Here is a 20,217-nt window from a genome sequence, read left to right on the forward strand (position 1 = left end):
TATAAACATTCTGCCCATTCCCACCTTGTTTACAAAAATCATCATATTATCTGTAATCAGGTTGAATCCATAAGGATAAATAAAACTAACTTATTATACATTACTTCTTTGCCCGTAATAGGCATGTGCACCGTGTTTGCGTAAAAAATGCTTATCTAAAAGCTCTTGCTGCATTTTTGTTTGTTTATTATTGAGAGTAACCGAATGATATGCCATAAAAGCTATTTCTTCAAGAATTACAGCCTTTTTTACAGCTGTCTTCGGGTCTTTTCCCCATGCAAAAGGTCCATGGGAATGAACTAATACCCCAGGTACTGCCATCATATCAATATCTCTGTCATGAAATGTTTCTACTATAACTTTTCCTGTTTCTTTTTCATATTTTCCCTCAATTTCAACATGTGTCATTGCCCTGGTGCAGGGAATAGCTCCATGAAAATCATCGGCATGTGTTGTTCCCAGTGCCGGAATATCTTCGCAGGCCTGTGCCCAAGAGGTTGCATAACGCGAATGGGTATGCACTATACCTCCTATATAGGGGCAGGCCTTATAAAGTTCAATATGTGTATCTGTATCAGAAGACGGCGCATAATTTCCTTCCACAACATTGCCATTCATATCAACAACCACCATGTCTTCCACTCGCATTGTCCTATATTCTATACCTGATGGTTTTATTACAATCAAGTTTCTTTTTTTATCAATACCTGATACATTTCCCCATGTGAATGTGACCATTTTATATTTAGGCAATAATTCATTTGCCTCAAAAACTGTTTTCTTCAATTCTTCCAGCATATCATTATTCTCCTATAACATCCGTCTTTCTTATCTTCATGCCATTAATTCAACAGCTAACTTCTACTTCAGGTTCATGACCTGTTCACCCACTATATCCGCAGCTTCTTCTAATTGACCAAAATCATATAATAATTGCAACAATCCATATCTGTTTCGTAACTCCTTAGCATATACAATAGCTATTTTCAGCATATCGATCGTTATTCCGACTTGATCAGGCCGATACGGTTCATCAATCTTTTTCATCCGGTGTACAGTTTCTTCTATTGTCGGCAGTTTACTAATCAGTTCTTGAATCTTGCTGCTATTTTTAATTACAGCCTTTCTTCGTCTTTGTACATTAATATCACTATTTTTATTTACCTTTTCCTCCAATGCTATTACACTTGGACCAGCCGGACCATATATTTCAAGCATCTTATTATTCCATGCGGTTTTATCAAATAACGGTGATGGCAACATTTCCAAATCATCCTTGGACAGCATTTGAGCCGCATATTTATACAGATGCAATGCCACAACTGTCCCTATACCTACTTTAGTTCCATGCAATACCCCATGTTTTCCCTGCTGGAGAAATTTCATTTCCCAATAATGCGACATATGGTGCTCACTCCCAGAAGCCGGACGTGAATTACCACTGTAACTCATACCCACACCAGCCAATATCAAAGCTTCCATCACTGCTCCTATAGCATTACCATTACGTTGTGCAATACCTGAATCGGCAGCTTTTGCGACTTCACTGACAGCATCTTTCATAATCTGCGCAATAAAATTACAATAATATTCACCCGTAACTATATGTGCCAGCTGCCAATCAGTCAAACATATATACTTACCAAAAATATCACCGGCACCAGAAGTTATCATATGAAGCGGTGCATCTTTCAATATGTCCGTATCCCCAATAATAGCTGCCGGGCGGCCAACTTTCTCATAAGTAGTTTTTAGATTATTTATTATAAGCGGTGCCACGTCAGAAGCATATCCATCCATAGAAGGAGCAGTTGCTATTATAAAGTAATTATTTTTTAATTTGTGAGAACAAAATCTGCATAAATCATTAATCGTACCTGAGCCAATACCGACTATCAAATCACAATCATCAGGAATATGCGTCATTATCCGCCCTATTGCCTTTTCGTCAGGTATAAGATCAACATCATCAAATATAAACTTACTATATTCGATATTTGCATTATTTAATGCCTTATATACCGGTGCTCCGGCTATCTTTTCCGTATTCACGTCCGCAACTATACATATATGCTTATAATTATCCGTTTTAATATAGTCCGGCAGCCTGTCAATCACATTTTTTCCAACATCAATATGTCGTATATCACATTCATGTTCACGACCACATGTACAAGAAATTTTTTTGTTTAAATATTTATTCCAATCCATCATTTTCCCCCATGCATAAATCATTTACCAAACATGTTTTTGGGGTTGTCGTATGTCCCTATTTTCATCTATAAATGTGCAACATTTCACCATCTTTATTCCTTTAAAAGAACAAGAAATCGTGCCGTATTGGTATAACTTACACCTTTATGAGTTCAATACTGTCAATACAACAACCCCGATCAAATCAAAACTTATCAAGCTGCCATTTCATCATTTTCAGCGCCTGCATTTTTCATAGCCTGTTTTTGTAAGTAATCATTTATCTTACTATTATTCTTTCTAAATAATAGCCACAAAACAAAATATACGCCTGTTGCTATTCCGATAAACAAAGGATTAGCTGTAAGAAAAGCTAAAAATACTAATCCAATTAACGGTTTACCCAAAATATTAAAACTTGTTATAAGTAAAGCTCCGGCAGGAATAGCAACTCCCACCCCCACTGCCATGTCAGTAAATAATGGTGCTGTATAAGTACATACATAAAGTCCTAACCCAAACCAAATAGTTCCTGATATCAATATTTTAGCAATATTTCCATTATGCACAGCAACAAGTCCCTGAACCATATATGGCAGTGCCAATAAATCCACCACAGGCAGAACACTATTTCCCGGCAGGATCATCGCTACTACAAGCATTATCGGTATAAGAAGCAAACCGGAAATAAGTGTTGCCGGTTCACCATAACCAACAGCATCATTCACAGCAATATACCACTCCCTATTGCCGCTTTTTTTCATAAATACACGTGCTGCTTCCGTAATCGGAGCAAATGCCTGTGCAAACATACTGGCAATTTTAGGGAAAATGGCCATAATTGCACTTGTTGCAATAGCAACTTTTAAAATCTGTCCCCATGCAGCCATAGTAAAAATATCATGTATATTCCCTAGTATTCCAATGAAAGCTCCCAAAAAAAGCCCTAATGTCATTGGTTCACCTAAAAACCCAAATTTTTGCTGTAAATACGCCGGATTTAACTTCACTTTGTTCAATCCCAGCATATTATATATAGGATCTGCCACTACTGCAAAGATTGATGCTTCGACATTGTGCATCGCAATAATAGTACAATTAGGATATTTATAATAAGTGGACCATCTTTTCGCCACTAGTTCAGAAATAAGTAATGAATATAAATTCAAAAGAACCATACATGCTATTCCCAATACAAAATTACCGGTAACACCTATCACCATTGCGCCCCAAACCATATAAGAATAGTTATTCCATAAGTCTGATGGTTGAAAAATATTTGTCCATTTGACAAGGAACAATATCGTCTGAAGTGCTATGCCCAATCCTAAATAAATCATTCCGGCAGTAGTAGAAAAGCCTACCAATGCCGTTGCCTGCCAGCCAACATCAAATACCGGAAGATGTATTCCCGATGAATTAACCATTTGATTTATCACCGGAGTGATAATTGGTGTAAAGGAATTTAATATAAGTGTAAATCCTTGTAAACCTACACCAGCATAAACAGCTGATAAAAATGATTTCTGTGTTGTAACTTTAAATATTCTGGCAATGACAAAAATAATTATTGGCACAATAATGGCAGGACCAAAATTATCAATAATAGTTTTCATCATAATCAATATTGAATCCATAATAAATTACTGCCTCCTTTTTAGTTGCTCATAATAATCTTCAATCTTTAATATATCCTTTGCCGATTCAATTACTGGTATCATTTATCAGCAGATATTTTTTCAATGGTTTTTAATACATTATCTAAAAATTCTTCTTCCCCAATACCTGTAAGACAAGCAAACGCATTAAGTGTAGGGATTCCATAATCACCGGGAACTAGCGGACTTGTATAGGTAATTAAATCAAATCGTCCCGATTTTGCCAAATTCAATGCTTCAGTAGGTCTTGATTCAGTAGTAAAAACATCATAGCCTTTTTCCCTTAATTTTTCCTTCAGCTTTCCTGCCACCATAGATGATGTAACTGTTCCAGAACCGCAAACTGATAAGATGCTTACTTTTTTCATTGTGTTGCCTCCAAATCATAATATATTAATCCTGCAAGATTAAAAACATAATAATAATTTAACCAAATCTGTCAAACGAACTATAATTAATCGTCTCTTAACAAATTACCCTGTCAATTATTGCTGCAATGGTTTCCTTATTTGCAGCAATCTCAATTTGTTTTAAAACGCTGATATTCTGAAATAATGCCATTAATTTAGTCAAAAGATCAACTTGTTCTTTTGGATTTTTAACTGCTAATAGAAAAACTAATTTCACATCTAATTCCTGTATAGGATCTATCATGCTATGAAATTTTACCGGTGTATTTAAACGGGCAACAGCAATAGCCGCATCATTAACATGAACAGGATCCGTATGCGGAATAGCAACACATGTTCCTCCTATGTTCAATCCGGTAGGTAATTTTTCCTCTCGCTTAAGTACAGCTTCCACATAACTTTTTTTTACATAATTTTTCTTTTCCATTAGTGTGCCAAGTTCTTTTATTACAGCCCTATCCGTAAATAAATTTAAATCTATTTTTATCAAGTCCAAGTCCATATTTCATATTTCTCCTTTTGCGTATATTCCAATCATTAAAACATATCACTGAATTCATGTAGAAAAATATCGTACGACTTATTTTTAAGCATTGATTCCACACCTTTTTTATATCTGATATAATCGTTTAATTTTAAAAAAATTGTTTCCCATAATTCGTTATCTCCCCTTTTTATACTTAATAAAAATACTACCTGCACCAAAAAAGTTCCCCACATAATCGGTTTATTTAAAATGAGTACAGATATAAAAGAAATATCACCATCATTGTATATGGGGTGTGGTACAGCTACCATATTACCTATTGCTGTTGAAGATACCCTTTCCCGTTCAAAAACCGACTCTTTAGTTCTATGGCTAATTAAATTCTTTTTTACGGCATTTTCTGTCAAAAATTCCATGCATTCTTCTTTATTTATAAAATCTTTATCAACAAAAAAATCTTCTTTATTTAAAAATTCCTTTAAATAAGATAAACTTATATTTTTATCGTTGAAGACAATCTTGTTTATTTTTTCTATATCTTCATTTTTTAATATGCTGTTTATCATAATAATTTTATTTGAATCCATATGTTGTATAGGCACTGTTGTAAATACATAGTCAACCTTAGCTAAAATTTTTTCATCGATATCATAAGCCGGAAGAACTTTTAAAACTTCTATACGTTTTTGAAACTGCTCCTCAATCTTTGCCTTAAGCAAAACAGCAATACTTAATCCGGCAGCACATGCAATCACAACCTTTTTAATTGAACTGCTCTTTTCCGTCATTCCTTTCCTGCTTAATGCCGCACCAAAATGTAATGCAATATAGCCTATTTCATTTTCATTAACATTTATTTTAGCGATATTTTCCACTACTTTTCCAGCAATCACTCCCATCTGAAAGGCCAATGGATAGTCATTTTTTATTGTTTCCAAAAGTTCATTGCGTATATTCATATGAAATTGTATTCGATTTATGGCAATATTCAGATGTAAAACCAACCCGTCTATAAGATACTCATCATCTGCAAAATTTATTAATAATTCCTTTTTAATCTTTTCAAAAATTGCATATACAATTTTTTTTGCTTCCATATTTTCATGAGAATTAGCAGTGTTGAAAAATTTCCTACTTGTTAAAAGGCACTGCGTAATATAATATACTTCACTATAGGCTATATCTATTCCCAAAACAGCATACATATATTCCAGAATATCTTTTGCCACATTATATTCAAATGTTTTATCTATCCTTTTAACAAGGCTCACAGAACAGCAAATACTTTTGCCATGCTTCGCCCGCGAAACAGCAACCGCAGTATGATGGCACAAACTTATCTTGTCTGTATCAGGAATTTGCAGTTTCTTTTCCCGCAAGACTTTACTTATCACTTCATCTATGGAAATCACATTCAATCCGGTGAATACTTTTTGCCGAAAATTTTCACTTTTATCAATAAAATCGCATATGCAATTACGTATCTGATACTCACTACCAATCAATTTCAATCCATTTTTCTTATAATGAACTATTTTCATATTATATTTTTCAAAAATTTTTTTACATTTATTGAAATACATTTTTAATGTAGAAATACTCACATACAATTCATCTGCCAGACGTGTCTGCGTCACTGTCACATCAAAATAATCATCACTGAGCAACCGACAAATTATATATTCTACCGGTGCTATAGCAACGTCAGCTTTATCATCTTTTTTATTGAAATATTCTCTGATGAACTTATCCGGTGAAATAAATTTCCCGTATTTCAATGTATACCCCTTGCGGGGAGCTGATTCTACTGTCATTTCATATTTTACAATTATCTTTTGCAATCTTTTTATATCTGAGCGAACAGTTCTGGACGAGACACCAATCTGTCTCGAAATAGATTCTCCACTTATACCATCCGGGTAAGTTTTTAATATTTCAAATATTTTTTTTATCCGTTTCTGATTATCCATTCTGTTTCCCCTTCTACCTTTTTCATTTTAACAAACCATTTTTTCCCAACATAGATTAACTTTTTTCCTCATATTATCCAATACTGTTTTTAATACTTTCTTATTTAATAAACTTTCCGTAAAATATTTTAAATTACGGAAAGTTTATATAGTTATCATTCAATATCGACAATTTATTTGATATTATTATTTGTGCCTTAATGGTATCATACAAAAGTCATATTATATTTTGCTTCTTCTATATATAACTTTTATTTAACAAATATCAGAATTATGCAAAAATACTCCATAATATACCGTACACTACAATTTAAAGTAGATTTTTACTTTGTAATCTTGTATAATTAAGAATATTAATTCATATACTACCAATCAAATTTAGGAAGGTGCGGCTATCATATGTTCATAACAAGAAAATGGAAGAATACGGCTTTAACTTTCACAGCCCTTTTGGCAATAGGTCTTATTGCCGGCTGTGGTTCCCAAAAAGCCAACAACGACACCAGTGACAAAAAAACTTTTAAAATAGGCGTTGTACAGCTAGTCGAACACAATGCATTAGATGCTGCCAATAAGGGATTTATTGACGGATTAAAAGAACGTGGCTATGTAGAAGGCCAAAACATTACCGTAGATCAGCAAAATGCCCAGGCTGACCAATCCAATCTCAAAAACATTGCCGAACGATTTGTATCTGATAAAGATGATCTGATCTGTGCTATTGCCACTCCGGCAGCACAAACTGTTGCCAACGCTACTAAAAATATCCCCATTGTTGGAACAGCCATTACAGATTACAAAAGTGCAAAACTCGTTGCTTCCAACGAAAAACCGGGGGGAAACATAACCGGGACCAGCGATATGAGTCCTATTAAAGAACAGATAGATCTACTCATCAAATTATTTCCTAATGCCAAAACAATCGGCACAGTTTATTCCTCAAGTGAAATAAATTCTGAAATACAAGTAAATCTCATGAAAGAATATGCCGAATCAAAGGGTCTCAAAGTTGAAACAGCAACCGTATCAACCGTCAATGATATTCAGCAGGCAGTTCAAAGTCTGACCGGAAAAGTTGATGTTTTCTATGAACCCACCGACAATGTGATAGCCTCGGCAATGCCGACACTCACTTCAATAACTGACCCTGCCAAAATCCCAGTTATCTGTGGCGAACCAAATATGGTTAAACAGGGCGGTCTCATTACGTATGGCATAGATTACTATAAACTAGGGATCCAAACCGGCCACATGGCAGCAGATATATTAGACGGTAAAACGAAACCTGCTGACATGCCCATCGAAACAGCCAAAGATCTTAAAATAACAGTAAATAAAAAAGATGCAGCAACACTAGGTATTACCATTCCTGATGATATTCTCAAAGGTGCTGACATCATAGAATAAAAATGAACTAGGAGAATCTAATTTGGATCTTATTATTCCTACTATATCCCAGGGCCTTTTATGGGCAGTAATGGCCATCGGTGTCTATATCACATTCAGAGTTCTTGATATTGCTGACCTCACAGTAGAAGGTAGTTTCCCATTGGGAGCCGCTACCGCGGCGGCACTTCTGACAGGTGGTCACAATCCTATCACAGCTATAGTTGCCGCCTGCTTCGCTGGTATGATCAGTGGTACAATCACAGGTTTTTTACACACAAAATTAAAAATACCGGCTCTATTAGCCGGCATCTTGACTATGATTGCTCTTTATTCAATAAATTTGCGGATTATGGGTAAAGCTAATATTTCATTATTACAGGTCGATACTATTTTTACAATATTCCCTGTTTCATTTGATGTCCAATCCATAGTATTGATTGTCGGGTTGATTGCCGTATCGATTGTCGGACTGGTTAGTTATTGGTTTTTTGGTACAGAAATAGGCGCCGCTATTCGTGCTACCGGATTCAATCAACATATGATTCGTGCTAATGGAATCAACACCGATATCACAATAATGCTTGGCCTTTTATTGAGCAACGGTCTTGTTGCCATATCCGGTGCACTTGTGGCACAAAACAATGGTTTTGCCGATGTCGGAATGGGAGTGGGTACAATCGTCATTGGTCTGGCTTCCGTCATCATTGGTGAAGTATTATTTGGCACCAAGAGTTTTAAGAACTGTCTTATATCAGTAGTATTAGGTTCCATTGTTTATCGTGTAGTCATTGCTGTCGTTCTGCAAATGGGTATGCCACCCAATGACTTAAAGTTATTTACAGCCGTACTGGTGGCTCTTGCACTTTCTCTGCCGTTATTTCAGGCAAAATTAAATAACAGAAAGCGGAGGATGGCAAAATAATGCTCAAAGTGGAAAATGTATCTAAAACCTTCAACCCTGGGACCATAACTGAAAAAATTGCTCTCAGTGATGTTTCGCTGCATTTGCTGCCCGGTGAATTTGTCACTGTAATCGGTGGAAACGGCGCCGGTAAATCAACACTTATGAATTCCATCGCAGGAACGTTTTTCGTTGATACGGGAAAAATAGTCATTGATAACTATGACATCACAAAATGGCCTGAGCATAAGCGTGCCAAATTCATTGGCCGCGTATTTCAGGATCCGATGATGGGTACGGCTGCCGGCATGATGATCGAAGAAAATCTGGCAATTGCTGCCCGCCGTGGTAAAGCTCCTTCTTTACGCTGGAGTGCCCCAAAAAGCGACCGGGAGCATTTTCGTCAATTGTTATCTACATTAAATCTGGGACTTGAAAACCGTTTAGAAAGCAAGGTAGGCCTTTTATCCGGCGGACAACGCCAAGCACTGACACTACTCATGGCAACAATGGCCAATCCTAAACTCCTTCTACTTGATGAACACACAGCGGCTTTAGATCCCAAAACAGCCGAAAAAGTATTGACTATTACTAATAGTATCATCAATAACCGCCGCCTCACAACATTAATGATCACACACAACATGCGTGATGCCTTGCGATTTGGCAATCGTTTGGTAATGATGTTTAACGGTAGAATCATCATCGACGTAAAAGACGCAACAAAACAAAACCTTACCGTAAAAGATTTATTAGCGATGTTTGAAGAAGCTTCCGGCAGCGAAATTGACAACGATCGCATGCTACTGAGTTAATGATTTAAATAAAATAACAGCACGATTTAAAATGAGACTATATCATCTGTGATGCAGACAATATAGCCTCATTTCTTTTCAATAAGCTGTGCCTTTGTTATCGACTGACTGCCGAATTTCATTTTTATAGCATCAATCGTCTTATATAATTTTATTTGTTTTTCGTCATTAACAAACAATGACATCTCTTCGATATGAACAAGCCCGCTGCCAGTGAGCCCCAGCAAGCGCACTTTACCAACAAAATGCAAATCTTTAAATAACTTTTTGGCCGTATCATACAAAACAGCATCAAAATTTGTTGCTTCCGTCAAGGTAACGCTTCTTGTATAAGTTACGAAATTATTGGTGCGAACTTTTATACTTACAGTTCGCGCTTTCAATGCTTTACTGCGAAGCCGCCAGCCGACTTTACCGGCCAATGCCAGAAACTTTCGTTCAATTACTGCTTTTCCCTCTATATCCTCATCATAAGTTTCCTCGTTACCAATAGATTTTATACTGCGTTCCGATTCTACTTGACGCTCATCGATACCATTTGACAACTGCCATAAGTGTGTTGCTGTTTTTATACCAAAATATTTTTTAAGCACGGCAATGGTGGTTTTTGCTATATCACCAATCTCACGGTATCCCAAAGCATTGAGTTTCTCTGCTGTCTTAGTACCCACACCCCATAACCTGCTAATCGGTAAATGCTCCAACAGTTGCCTTTCCCTGCCATATTCCACAATAACCAAACCATCAGGTTTTTGTAGATCAGATGCCAATTTTGCCAAAAATTTATTAGGTGCTATACCTACAGATGCATGGATACCAGTCTGCTGCAAAATACGTTTTTTTAATCTACAGGCATAATCCGGCAGTGTTTTATAAATTTTTTCCATGCCGGTTATATCAAGAAAAGCCTCATCTATAGACAATGGTTCTACTATCGGTGAAAATTCTGCAAAAATAGTAAAAATTTTTTTTGATACTGCCCTGTACCGTTCATGCCTTACTGGTAAAAATATTCCCTGTGGGCAAAGCTTATGAGCCTGCAGTGCTGGCATTGCTGAATGAACACCATATTTTCTAGCCGCATAAGAAGCCGTACAAACTACGCCACGATTTTTTATTCCGCCGACAATAACAGGTTTACCTGCTAATGCGGGATTATCGACCTGTTCTACTGAAGCAAAAAAAGCATCCATATCAACGTGCATTATATAGCGTCTCAGTCAATTCACCCCCTTGACTCAAAACCTATAATTTATAAATATATGTGAATAATAATTTTTGCAATAAATTTAACTTGATATAAATATTATTACGCATTTTTTGAACTGTTGTCAACATATCCATAACAGCTTTCCTGTTTAATCCAATGTTCTCGCCAAATCGCACGGCAAGGACTATTTCAACAAAATGTCTGATATCTATATCGTGCCAATTTTTTTCATTTTGCTGCAAATAATCAGCATAAACCAGATAGTCCATATGGACCGGTCTCATTAAACCGTTGTAATTTGCCAATCTTTCCATATAACCATATATTTCTTTTGTTCTTGCTGCCTGATTGGCCGCATTGATATCACAGGCAAAACATTGCTGCAAATCATTACGGCATTTACGCTGCCAGACAACGGCTGCTGTGATACCGCTTATAACGACTAGTACCACAATTGTCCATCCTATTGGGGTATGTGTCAAAGCACTATTATGCTGTTCACTTTTTCCATTATCCTGATGCTGCGTCGTCCGCGGTTTATCAATATTCTTATTGGGGTTTTGTTGCTGCTGTTTATCAGACTGCTGCTTTGTTTGGCCTCCCATTTCCTTATCCTGAATTGGTGAAATAAATCCTGGCGTAAATTCCACTGGCCGCCAACCCCAGCCATTTTCATAAATTTCAACCCATGCATGCGCTTGTTTGTCTACTACAGTAAAATCATGAATTGGTTTACCGGCATCACTGCCAATAACCGCTCCATTATTTATCGTTTCTACCGGAATGGCATACCCTACAACATAACGTGCCGGTATTCCCGCCTGCCGTAAAATCAAAGTAGCTGCCGAAGCAAAATATGTGCAATATCCTTCATGAGAATCATCCAGGAAATACTCTACAAAATCTCTACCCTGTGGTACTTTGCCTGGTGCAGTAGTATAGTGATAATTTTTCTGGAAATATTGCTGCAGCTGTGCAATAAGCTCGTCCCGTTCCTGATCAGTCCTAACCTGTCGTATTGGAAAATGTTCTGAAAATTCATCCAGATCACCTTTAGGTACCTGCAAATAATTATTATATACGAATGCACGATAATCTTTTTCTTCATAAGCATAATACAATAAATATTTATTATACTGACCATATTCTTCAATGAATGCATCTATCCCACCATAATTTGCCGGCATATTATACGCTGATGCCTTATACAGTTTCGTACCGGTTTCTTGCGCTGCCCTGTCATATTTAAAGGCCGGACTTGATATATCCATATTATAGGGAAAAAAATACTGTTCCTTTTCTGAAAACATTTTTTCTATCTTAAACTGTCTTGCAGTAAAAAAATCAGCATAGCCGGTATTGCCCGCCATATATTTCATAAGTTCGTTTTGTCCTTTGCGATCTTCTTTCAGAGCCTCAAAAATAATAACACTTTGATCATACCATGCGCCCGGTGAATAGGCTGCAAATAATTTATTATATTGTCTATAAGCTTCTTCTGGTAAATCATTCCAAGAATTATTTTGATATACTGCACCAAAATAATTACGCAGATATAAATGATCCTTCGTCTGCAGCGATGTACTAACCTGCATTATTTTACGACCTGTTTGTGTCAGATTATCCATATCACCCAACTGTCCTTGTCCATTCATTCCGTGCCGAATATCATCCATGGCTGTAGCCCTGTCCGCCGGTGACAAATAATCATTTAAAAGATCTTTTACTCCTTGCGGCAAATATTGCATAAAATGCGATGGCACGTAGGATGACTTCGGTTCCGCCATCTGAATAACCGTGCCCGAAAGGAATACCATAAGTACTATTATTCCTACTCTTATAGCCGCTGACCCCGGCCGTTTCCTATTATCATATGCATACACAGCCATTCCAAAAGCAAATATTCCCATGATACTATGATAATCGGGCAATACACCAAAATAGAGTCCCACTATGCATATTGGCAGCGTCATTAATAATAACAACATCCGCCCTTTGTTTATTTTAAGTAAAAAGCTAAGACCTGTCACTGCCAAAAATATAAATAGCCATATTATCGGCCGTTGACTTATCATATAATTAACTGTTGGCAGTTTAAACAAGATAATATTGAGATGATAGGGCTGCTTTAAAACCTCTATGAACCCATTTCCAATATATAATAGACTGGAATATAAGAGTACCCGATATTGGCAGGCAATATATAACCCCGAACCAATAAATAAAAGACGGCAATATATACTGCCAATTCTTTTATCAATATATATTGATAAATATAATATACTACTCAATATTATTGAAAAAATCACATCACTAATTAAAACGGTAAATTTTGTATATGCTAAAATGCAATTCAATAACGCTAGTACACCTAAATTTATTAAAACAAACCAGCCTGCCGCATCAACACATTTTCTGATAAATTTCATAGCCGCCATACCTCTGATAGACTATTAGTAAGATCATTTTTGTTGATAAATATTCCCTTACCGCAAATTTGGGTACAATCAACGCCGATAAATATTACCGTCATGTGCGAATATAATTTACTACAAGTATTTATTATTGATTCTTCAATAGCATCCGTTACATAAAATATATTACTATACTGCTGTTTTATTGTACTACTGATAGCTTTTAAATTTATTAATTGGGAAAAATCATGTTCAATTTTTATATACTCAATAATCGCCCGGTCAAAATCAGCCATATTATTAATATTACTAAACTTTGCCCTATCATCTGCCAATGCATAAGCAAAGGTAAAACCGCCATATTTATTAAGTAATTGTGCCCCTATTACATAAAAAACTTCATAAACCGCATTGCGGGAATCTTTATCGGCCAGCTCAGTTACATCAAAGAACAAAATACTACCGCTTTCGGATTGTTGATAAAATTCTTTCACATAAATTTCATCATGAGCTATACTCGCCTTCCAATGTATATATCTGCCATTATCTCCTTGTTGATAAAGTTTCATACCATACATTTCGCTGCCATTTCCAATATTAAATAACTTTTTGTCATCGACTGTCACCGCAGCAAAGCTTTTATACAAACGTGGCAATACCAAAATAACATTTGTCCCTGAAGAATTTTTTCGGCAAGAAAACAGTCCCAGCAGATCGTACATTTTAACAAAGCCAATACTCACAGCTACTCTGCCGCAATATTTTAGACGACAAGCATAATGAACCGGTTCAGCCGCAAAAAATGACTGATTAATACTAAGCAGCTGTTCTGCCATAATTTGACCGGTTTCAGTTTTCTCCTGAATTTTTACATACACATCCATAAAAAGGAAAATCATACGCTGCATCACAAACAGCGGTAAATTTATTGTTTCACCATAAGTACCGACAATCACCGTATTTGACAGATCCACTCTCAAAAAAAATCTTCCCAGTAACAGCAGCAGCAACGATATGAATGGCAGGACACAAATCAAAACCAACAGAAAAAAAGCTTCATATTGATCATATAAAGTATAAATTGAAACACCGGAAAAAAACACAAATATATATATCAGCCTATGCCATGTCATTTTATCGCTCCGCAATTTTAGGCAGTGGTAATGCCTTTACTAATGAAGCAAAAATATCATCTGGCGAGTCATGTTCAAAACGAGCCCGATTATTGAGTATCAGCCGATGCTGCAATGTCGGCTTTAAAATTGCTATTACATCATCCGGGCGGGCGTAATTTCTGCCAAAGAGCATTGCCCTGGCTTGAATCATTTTTACTGCCGCAATGCTGCCGCGCGGACTCACTCCAAGTTCGATCTGTTCTGATTGTCGTGTTAATTTAGCCAGTTGGGCAATATATTCATAAATGCTGTCATCAATATAGACCTGATGGGTTTTTTCCTGTAAAGTAACTAAATCTGCGGAATTTATCACACTATTTATAGCCGATAACGATTTATTCTGCGACCCCTTTAATATTTCAATTTCTTCTTTTACATCAGGATAACCGATAGACAGTCTTATTAAAAATCTGTCTGCCTGTGACTCTGGCAATTCCTGTGTACCAATTGATCCTGCCGGATTTTGTGTTGCAATAACGATAAAAGGTTTTGGTACATCCCTGGTTACACCATCTACAGTGATACAGCCCTCTTCCATAACCTCTAATAATGCTGATTGTGTACGTGGTGACGTACGGTTAATCTCATCCGCCAGTAAAATATTGGTCATAGCAGCTCCCGGTACATAATGAAAACTGCCTGTATTCTTATCATACATAGAAAACCCTGTTATATCCGATGGCAGCACATCCGGAGTGAATTGCAGACGTTTCTGCTTCAATCCTAAAGCCTTGGCAAATGCAACCGACATTGTTGTTTTCCCGACGCCAGGAATATCATCTATAAGGACATGCCCTCCTGCTAAAATAGCCATCATGATTTTTTCTAAAACGTCTCTTTTTCCGATAATTACCTTTTCTACTTCATTTAGTATAGAATCTATTACCATAACTGCATCGGCCACTGTTGTCCACCTCTAAAATTAAATATTCTTCACTTAAAATCTGAATTATATTGTACCATCATTAATTTCATTTTTATAGCCTTATTTATTCAATAACCTATTCCCTGCAGCAATACTAATTACCATATTCTTCACATTAGCTAATTATCCAACATCTTTTACTAACAAACGCAAAATACGGCATTACAAAACGCTCCGGCACCGGTAATAACTATTACTATCACCGGTGCCGGAGTTATTCTGATGACTACTTATTATTCAGTCCAGACTGATTTATCAAATTTTCAGGTTTTACCTCCACAGCCGTATTGCGAACTTCTTGTGGTACTGCCAGCTGCATAACATCATCAAGTGGTTTTATTGTTATCGTAAGATGCGCCTGCAAGCTGTTGATAAAATCATCAACGGATGAACTATCCATAATTCCATTTATATCACCTGCACCATTACCCAAGCCAGTATTGTTTTTAGGTTGACGCGTTGACAATGCTGCTGACATCGGTACCATTGCCATTGATGCTGACTGAGCTTTCAACTCTGGTGTCGAACTCAAAACAACCCTTATGACCGCTTTTAATTGTTCAGTAATATCTGAGTCGACACTGACAATACGATGTGTAGTTTTATCAATCAGCATTGTACTAACAATATCCCTGCTATTTCCTAATGAATCTAACATATTTCTCACCATTTTAATAGTACCAGCCCTGTCAGTCATTGGAATCCCTGAAAATACAGCATTACTATCTTTTAAAATTTTATTGCTGTCAAATAATTTTTTATTGTCGAACTTTACTCTTAATATCTGTCCATTATCCGTTTCTTTATCAATATTTATAGCATCTACCGCATTTATTGTATCCCGCATCTGCTGGGCATAATCAAAATCTGTTGCCCCCAACAATTTTTTTAATTCCGGATCAAGCTGTTGCCTTTTCACATACCACTGTTGTTTTTTCTTATTGTCATCCTTGAGCATGTAATAAATTTGTTCCTCATTATTTACCAATTGCATATATTGCGTAATATTAAAAATCGGCTGAGATTGCTTATCTGCAGTTATTGATTGCCCAGTCAACACACTCTTAGCCAATAACGGACTTTTTTGACACTTGATATCATCAGTCACAGCAAAATTCCCCATTGAGGTATTTAATGACAGATGTACAGCATAATCGGCATTAGGCATATTCATATTGCCAAGTGCTTCTTTATAAATACTAATCGCCCTGTCTGAAACAATATCAGCCCGATGATACGCCGTGGGCGCCTTCCAGCGCGTTTCGACTACTATTATTTTGTCTGAAACAATATCAGTCCGATGATACGCCGTGTCCTGAGCCATTACTTTTTCTGTAAACAAACATGCTGCCACTGTAAAAATGCATAAAATCTGTATCATTTTCTTTTTCATCCGTATTCCTCCATTTGTTGCCATATTCTAATCTGCCATACCTCAAATTTTATTGCTATGTAATTATATCCATTTTATACAAAATAATCTATTTCTCAACAACTATAGCTGAACCATCCTTTCTCTGGACTAAATGTCACATTATATGCTATGCTAAGTTATAATATAGTTATTCGAGGGATATATCATGAAACTAAAACTTTCCGGTTACTATCAACTGCCTTTTTTGGCGCAACCAATAATATTTGATTTTGAAGATGTATTTGACAATACCTTCATGAAAAAATACACCCATTATAAAAATTTTGAACGCTTTTTAAACAATGGCAAATTTACTATCAACTGCCAAAAAGATTTTGAAAATTTACCTGAGGATATAATGGATTCTCATGTTGCTAAAAACACCAAATTTTCTTCCTGGCAGGAAATGCTTGACTTCGCCACTGATCGTTACATAAAAAAGAACGTAACTAAACCTTCGGTGCAAGATTAACATTATTAGTCATTTTCATTATTAGGAGATAATCTTTTATGTGGGATAAACTATTTTCAACTATTTCACATGTCACTCTGCATGACGGTAAATTAAGTACATATACTATTAAAGATATTCCCAGTGATATGTACACTCACATTTTACCCCTTCTGCCCGCGGCATTAAAAAGTTCAGGTATAACAACTAATTTCATGAACAAACAATATCGCATTACCTCTACTTATTCTCACGATGGCGGCATTACAAAATTGTATATAAAAATGAAAAACCCCGCATGGGCAGAAGCCCATCTCATGACTTGCGGATACAGCCGCACTAATCACAAAATATTTCAAACTATACTCAATAACCGAATGGGAGAAAAACAGACTGTTATACCACCTGCCCTACCCTATCTTGTCAGTAATGTAGAACCAGGTATAATAATGGATAAAGAGTGCCTGACCTGGCTTTCGCCTTTTGCCCGCTGCATTGCTTGGGCCGCACTCGATCCACAAAATTATATGTTATTTATGAAACAGTAGTATGAATCACATGCCGGCCTTGTAAATATAAAAGTGGCTGCCACCCATAAACATTTTCATTCATAAATATGCTCTTTCGCCATTCTTGTCTCCATTTAAAAGCACAAGGAACTGTATCGGCCGGAGTGGAGTATCTTTATGAAGTCAGTGTCATTCGTGTGACAGCCTTTTTATTATTTATCTTTCTTTATATATGTACCAATTTTATAAATACTTATCCGCCTGCATTCATCATTATGGCACGTACACTTTAATACACTATATGGCCCAATGTTGGCATCCCGGCTTACAACCACATCACCCTCATCGAACGGTGTTCCACACAATGGACACTGCCCAATAAATTCATTTACCAATGGAGTAAAATATTTATAATAATTTGTATGTTTACAACCAGCACAAGGATAAGTATATTTAGGATAAGCTTTATATTTGCATTTATCGCAAATAAGAAATTCACTCACGCTACACTTCATCTCCTTTTAACGCATGACAATCTTTTTCAACTATTTAATGCTGCTATTTCACAAACAGGCAGCTTTGCCAGAAAATTATATTCATAAGCCAATTGGTAAAAAGTCTTCAAAGCCAGCAGTTCTTTTTCACCGATATCATATTTTATAACATCAAAATACATCCATAACTGTTGATATGAAAATGGTTTTTTATTCAGTACCATTTCAATTATTTTACCTCTGGATGCAATTCCATTGTCAAATCCGGTACGGATACTATTATACACCCGGTTTAATTGAGTGGGATATTTTTCGGCAAAGCTGCGTGTTACCGCCCATACTGCGTAAACCATTGGCAAACCGGTCATTTTTTTCCACTCTGCTCCCAAATCGTAGTAGTATATTCCATTCTGGTGATGATAATTAACATATAATGCATCATCTCCTATCAACAAATCGGCAACTTCATCATTTGCAAATAAATTTAACGGATCAATTTTCTGAGTCGAATATACTGGTACACAATTGTATTCTCTACGCAAAATTATCTTTAGCAGACAATGTGATGTTGCCGATTGAGCTGTTAAAAGTATTTTTTCGCCGCTTAATCGTTCAATAGATTTTTTTGCTGCTAAGATGATACTTTGAACCTTACCATCAGAAACAATTCCCAGATTTGGCAGCATTAACAGTTTTTCGCTCATTTCTCCAAAAGCAAATGATGACATCGGACTTATATTCAATTCATTTTTTTGCATTGCCCGATTAAGTGATGAAGGAACAGCAGATACCAATGAAAGTCCCTTATGATAACCACATTTATATAAGCTATATGTCAATGGTAAACAATTTAGAAAATTTATATGCCCTACACGCGGCTGTCGCAATAGCCTTACTCCCTTTATAATAATCTAAATCTCTATTTCTTACGATATTCTTCAGCTTTAGAATGGCTATCATAAGATTTTTTTTCCGGTGGCGGTGTTATGTCAATGATCTTCGTTTCACGCTTCTGTTGTGCTATATCACTGCGGTAAGGATTTTCTTGTTTATTTCTTTTTGTCAATTTTCGCCAAATGTTGATTGCCAACATAATCAACAGCAAAAGTATAGCAATATTGGCAACTGTCCCCAGTATACCGCCCATAAATCCACCCCAGCCGAATAAATGCGACAAAAGTCCGCCTAAGAACATTCCTCCTGCAAAAATACTTGCATTCCTTAGAATACCACCCCACCGTGATGAAGTTGTATTTGTAGTATTTTTATCGATGGTATTTTTTGCTGCCGGATTTTTTTCACTAAGTGACGCTGCATTTTTTGACGGTTCATATGCTTTTTCTGTTCCGGTTGAATTTTTTGGTGCAGTTGTCTTAGGTGCGGTCACAGCCGGTGCCTTAAACGAAGGTGCACGGGCCCCACCTCTGGCTGCAAAAGAAATATTGCTCAATGTAAGCATCATTATCAACAAGATAGCACTGATTTTCTTTATATTCATTATATTATATCCTCCTGATGTCATTCTTTATAAGCTTTTATATCCTCAGGAAAAGCGTATATTTCCGCTAATGTATCCAGTTCTCCTGACAAATAACGATCAATATCGTCAACATCTATATATATTTTACAATCAACGTCCAAATATCCCTGCTCAGCAGCATGGCTGAGGTCGCGTATTGCCATTAATTTTTCCCGTAACTTCAAACATTCATCCCGTGTGGCATGGATATCAAGTTTTATCTGCGGCACACCGTTTTCCCGTAAAACTTCCTGTAAACTCATTCTTTTAGACATAGTGCCCT

The 20,217-nt window shown here is 36.3% G+C and carries 20 protein-coding genes; 5 read left to right on the plus strand and 15 right to left on the minus strand.

Features of this window, described 5'->3' with window-relative positions:
* Nucleotides 1–93: 93 nt before the first annotated feature.
* The 6 genes from I6751_RS08000 to I6751_RS08025 form a co-directional block, all read right to left on the minus strand.
* Complete coding sequence (locus I6751_RS08000) at nucleotides 94–798, minus strand: L-ribulose-5-phosphate 4-epimerase (protein WP_196592080.1); 705 nt, start codon at nucleotides 796–798, stop codon at nucleotides 94–96.
* A 63-nt stretch (nucleotides 799–861) separates the two neighbouring features.
* Nucleotides 862–2,211, minus strand: coding sequence for a sn-glycerol-1-phosphate dehydrogenase (locus I6751_RS08005; RefSeq protein ID WP_196592125.1), 1,350 nt, complete (start codon nucleotides 2,209–2,211; stop codon nucleotides 862–864).
* A gap of 197 nt (nucleotides 2,212–2,408) precedes the next feature.
* Nucleotides 2,409–3,830, minus strand: a complete 1,422-nt coding sequence (locus tag I6751_RS08010) for a PTS galactitol transporter subunit IIC (RefSeq protein WP_196592082.1) — start codon at nucleotides 3,828–3,830, stop codon at nucleotides 2,409–2,411.
* 80 nt (nucleotides 3,831–3,910) lie between these two features.
* Entirely contained in the window at nucleotides 3,911–4,219 is a 309-nt protein-coding gene (locus I6751_RS08015) for a PTS sugar transporter subunit IIB (RefSeq protein WP_196592084.1), read from the minus strand.
* Between the two features lie 97 nt (nucleotides 4,220–4,316).
* Nucleotides 4,317–4,763 carry a PTS sugar transporter subunit IIA gene (locus tag I6751_RS08020; RefSeq protein ID WP_196592085.1) on the minus strand — a complete coding sequence of 149 codons (447 nt, stop codon included), beginning with the start codon at nucleotides 4,761–4,763 and terminating at the stop codon, nucleotides 4,317–4,319.
* Nucleotides 4,764–4,798: 35 nt separating this feature from the next.
* Entirely contained in the window at nucleotides 4,799–6,718 is a 1,920-nt protein-coding gene (locus tag I6751_RS08025; protein WP_196592087.1) for a BglG family transcription antiterminator, read from the minus strand.
* Between the two features lie 399 nt (nucleotides 6,719–7,117).
* Here I6751_RS08025 and I6751_RS08030 point away from each other — a divergent pair, with 399 nt between their 5' ends.
* The 3 genes from I6751_RS08030 to I6751_RS08040 are packed head-to-tail and all read left to right on the plus strand — an operon-like array spanning nucleotide 7,118 to nucleotide 9,823.
* On the plus strand, nucleotides 7,118–8,125 hold the full coding sequence (locus I6751_RS08030) for an ABC transporter substrate-binding protein (RefSeq protein ID WP_196592089.1): 1,008 nt from the start codon (nucleotides 7,118–7,120) through the stop codon (nucleotides 8,123–8,125).
* Nucleotides 8,126–8,147: 22 nt separating this feature from the next.
* Complete coding sequence (locus tag I6751_RS08035) at nucleotides 8,148–9,029, plus strand: ABC transporter permease (RefSeq protein ID WP_182187556.1); 882 nt, start codon at nucleotides 8,148–8,150, stop codon at nucleotides 9,027–9,029.
* A complete protein-coding gene (locus I6751_RS08040; RefSeq protein ID WP_196592090.1) occupies nucleotides 9,029–9,823 on the plus strand; it encodes an ABC transporter ATP-binding protein in 795 nt (264 codons plus the stop codon). The genes I6751_RS08035 and I6751_RS08040 overlap by 1 nt, the downstream gene beginning before the upstream one ends.
* A 68-nt stretch (nucleotides 9,824–9,891) precedes the next feature.
* On the opposite strand, the gene I6751_RS08045 is transcribed toward I6751_RS08040, so the two are convergent.
* The 5 genes from I6751_RS08045 to I6751_RS08065 form a co-directional block, all read right to left on the minus strand.
* On the minus strand, nucleotides 9,892–11,028 hold the full coding sequence (locus I6751_RS08045) for a DNA polymerase IV (protein ID WP_231037987.1): 1,137 nt from the start codon (nucleotides 11,026–11,028) through the stop codon (nucleotides 9,892–9,894).
* Nucleotides 11,029–11,068: 40 nt separating this feature from the next.
* A complete protein-coding gene (locus I6751_RS08050; RefSeq protein ID WP_196599070.1) occupies nucleotides 11,069–13,462 on the minus strand; it encodes a transglutaminase-like domain-containing protein in 2,394 nt (797 codons plus the stop codon).
* Nucleotides 13,459–14,421: a DUF58 domain-containing protein gene (locus I6751_RS08055; RefSeq protein ID WP_330998645.1), complete on the minus strand. Its 963-nt coding sequence runs from the start codon at nucleotides 14,419–14,421 to the stop codon at nucleotides 13,459–13,461. Before I6751_RS08055 ends, I6751_RS08050 begins: the two co-directional genes overlap by 4 nt.
* A gap of 160 nt (nucleotides 14,422–14,581) precedes the next feature.
* Nucleotides 14,582–15,526, minus strand: coding sequence for an AAA family ATPase (locus I6751_RS08060; RefSeq protein ID WP_196592094.1), 945 nt, complete (start codon nucleotides 15,524–15,526; stop codon nucleotides 14,582–14,584).
* A gap of 247 nt (nucleotides 15,527–15,773) precedes the next feature.
* On the minus strand, nucleotides 15,774–16,940 hold the full coding sequence (locus tag I6751_RS08065; RefSeq protein ID WP_196592096.1) for a hypothetical protein: 1,167 nt from the start codon (nucleotides 16,938–16,940) through the stop codon (nucleotides 15,774–15,776).
* Between the two features lie 187 nt (nucleotides 16,941–17,127).
* On the opposite strand from I6751_RS08065, the gene I6751_RS08070 reads away from it, so the two are divergent.
* Nucleotides 17,128–17,433, plus strand: a complete 306-nt coding sequence (locus I6751_RS08070; protein ID WP_196592098.1) for a hypothetical protein — start codon at nucleotides 17,128–17,130, stop codon at nucleotides 17,431–17,433.
* A gap of 38 nt (nucleotides 17,434–17,471) precedes the next feature.
* Nucleotides 17,472–17,960, plus strand: coding sequence for a hypothetical protein (locus I6751_RS08075; RefSeq protein WP_182187537.1), 489 nt, complete (start codon nucleotides 17,472–17,474; stop codon nucleotides 17,958–17,960).
* Between the two features lie 173 nt (nucleotides 17,961–18,133).
* On the opposite strand, the gene I6751_RS08080 is transcribed toward I6751_RS08075, so the two are convergent.
* From I6751_RS08080 to I6751_RS08095, 4 genes are read right to left on the minus strand one after another with little or no spacing between them, the layout of a single operon-like run.
* Nucleotides 18,134–18,424: a hypothetical protein gene (locus tag I6751_RS08080; RefSeq protein WP_182187536.1), complete on the minus strand. Its 291-nt coding sequence runs from the start codon at nucleotides 18,422–18,424 to the stop codon at nucleotides 18,134–18,136.
* A gap of 38 nt (nucleotides 18,425–18,462) precedes the next feature.
* On the minus strand, nucleotides 18,463–19,302 hold the full coding sequence (locus I6751_RS08085; RefSeq protein ID WP_196592100.1) for a menaquinone biosynthetic enzyme MqnA/MqnD family protein: 840 nt from the start codon (nucleotides 19,300–19,302) through the stop codon (nucleotides 18,463–18,465).
* Between the two features lie 32 nt (nucleotides 19,303–19,334).
* On the minus strand, nucleotides 19,335–19,913 hold the full coding sequence (locus I6751_RS08090; protein ID WP_196592101.1) for a hypothetical protein: 579 nt from the start codon (nucleotides 19,911–19,913) through the stop codon (nucleotides 19,335–19,337).
* Between the two features lie 20 nt (nucleotides 19,914–19,933).
* Nucleotides 19,934–20,209, minus strand: a complete 276-nt coding sequence (locus I6751_RS08095) for a hypothetical protein (protein WP_196592103.1) — start codon at nucleotides 20,207–20,209, stop codon at nucleotides 19,934–19,936.
* Nucleotides 20,210–20,217: the final 8 nt, after the last annotated feature.

This window comes from Pectinatus frisingensis (genome assembly GCF_015732285.1).
GTDB classification, from domain to species: Bacteria; Bacillota; Negativicutes; order Selenomonadales; family Selenomonadaceae; genus Pectinatus; species Pectinatus frisingensis.

Bases quoted from the DNA above. Each gene is read 5' to 3' on its own strand.
- I6751_RS08005 (WP_196592125.1), bottom strand. From the start codon at position 2,211: ATGGATTGGAATAAATATTTAAACAAAAAAATTTCTTGTACATGTGGT.
- I6751_RS08070 (WP_196592098.1), top strand. From the start codon at position 17,128: ATGAAACTAAAACTTTCCGGTTACTATCAACTGCCTTTTTTGGCGCAA.
- I6751_RS08025 (WP_196592087.1), bottom strand. From the start codon at position 6,718: ATGGATAATCAGAAACGGATAAAAAAAATATTTGAAATATTAAAAACT.
- I6751_RS08075 (WP_182187537.1), top strand. From the start codon at position 17,472: ATGTGGGATAAACTATTTTCAACTATTTCACATGTCACTCTGCATGAC.
- I6751_RS08010 (WP_196592082.1), bottom strand. From the start codon at position 3,830: ATGGATTCAATATTGATTATGATGAAAACTATTATTGATAATTTTGGT.
- I6751_RS08090 (WP_196592101.1), bottom strand. From the start codon at position 19,913: ATGAATATAAAGAAAATCAGTGCTATCTTGTTGATAATGATGCTTACA.
- I6751_RS08015 (WP_196592084.1), bottom strand. From the start codon at position 4,219: ATGAAAAAAGTAAGCATCTTATCAGTTTGCGGTTCTGGAACAGTTACA.
- I6751_RS08040 (WP_196592090.1), top strand. From the start codon at position 9,029: ATGCTCAAAGTGGAAAATGTATCTAAAACCTTCAACCCTGGGACCATA.
- I6751_RS08095 (WP_196592103.1), bottom strand. From the start codon at position 20,209: ATGTCTAAAAGAATGAGTTTACAGGAAGTTTTACGGGAAAACGGTGTG.
- I6751_RS08000 (WP_196592080.1), bottom strand. From the start codon at position 798: ATGCTGGAAGAATTGAAGAAAACAGTTTTTGAGGCAAATGAATTATTG.
- I6751_RS08050 (WP_196599070.1), bottom strand. From the start codon at position 13,462: ATGAAATTTATCAGAAAATGTGTTGATGCGGCAGGCTGGTTTGTTTTA.
- I6751_RS08020 (WP_196592085.1), bottom strand. From the start codon at position 4,763: ATGGACTTGGACTTGATAAAAATAGATTTAAATTTATTTACGGATAGG.
- I6751_RS08030 (WP_196592089.1), top strand. From the start codon at position 7,118: ATGTTCATAACAAGAAAATGGAAGAATACGGCTTTAACTTTCACAGCC.
- I6751_RS08065 (WP_196592096.1), bottom strand. From the start codon at position 16,940: ATGAAAAAGAAAATGATACAGATTTTATGCATTTTTACAGTGGCAGCA.
- I6751_RS08045 (WP_231037987.1), bottom strand. From the start codon at position 11,028: ATGCACGTTGATATGGATGCTTTTTTTGCTTCAGTAGAACAGGTCGAT.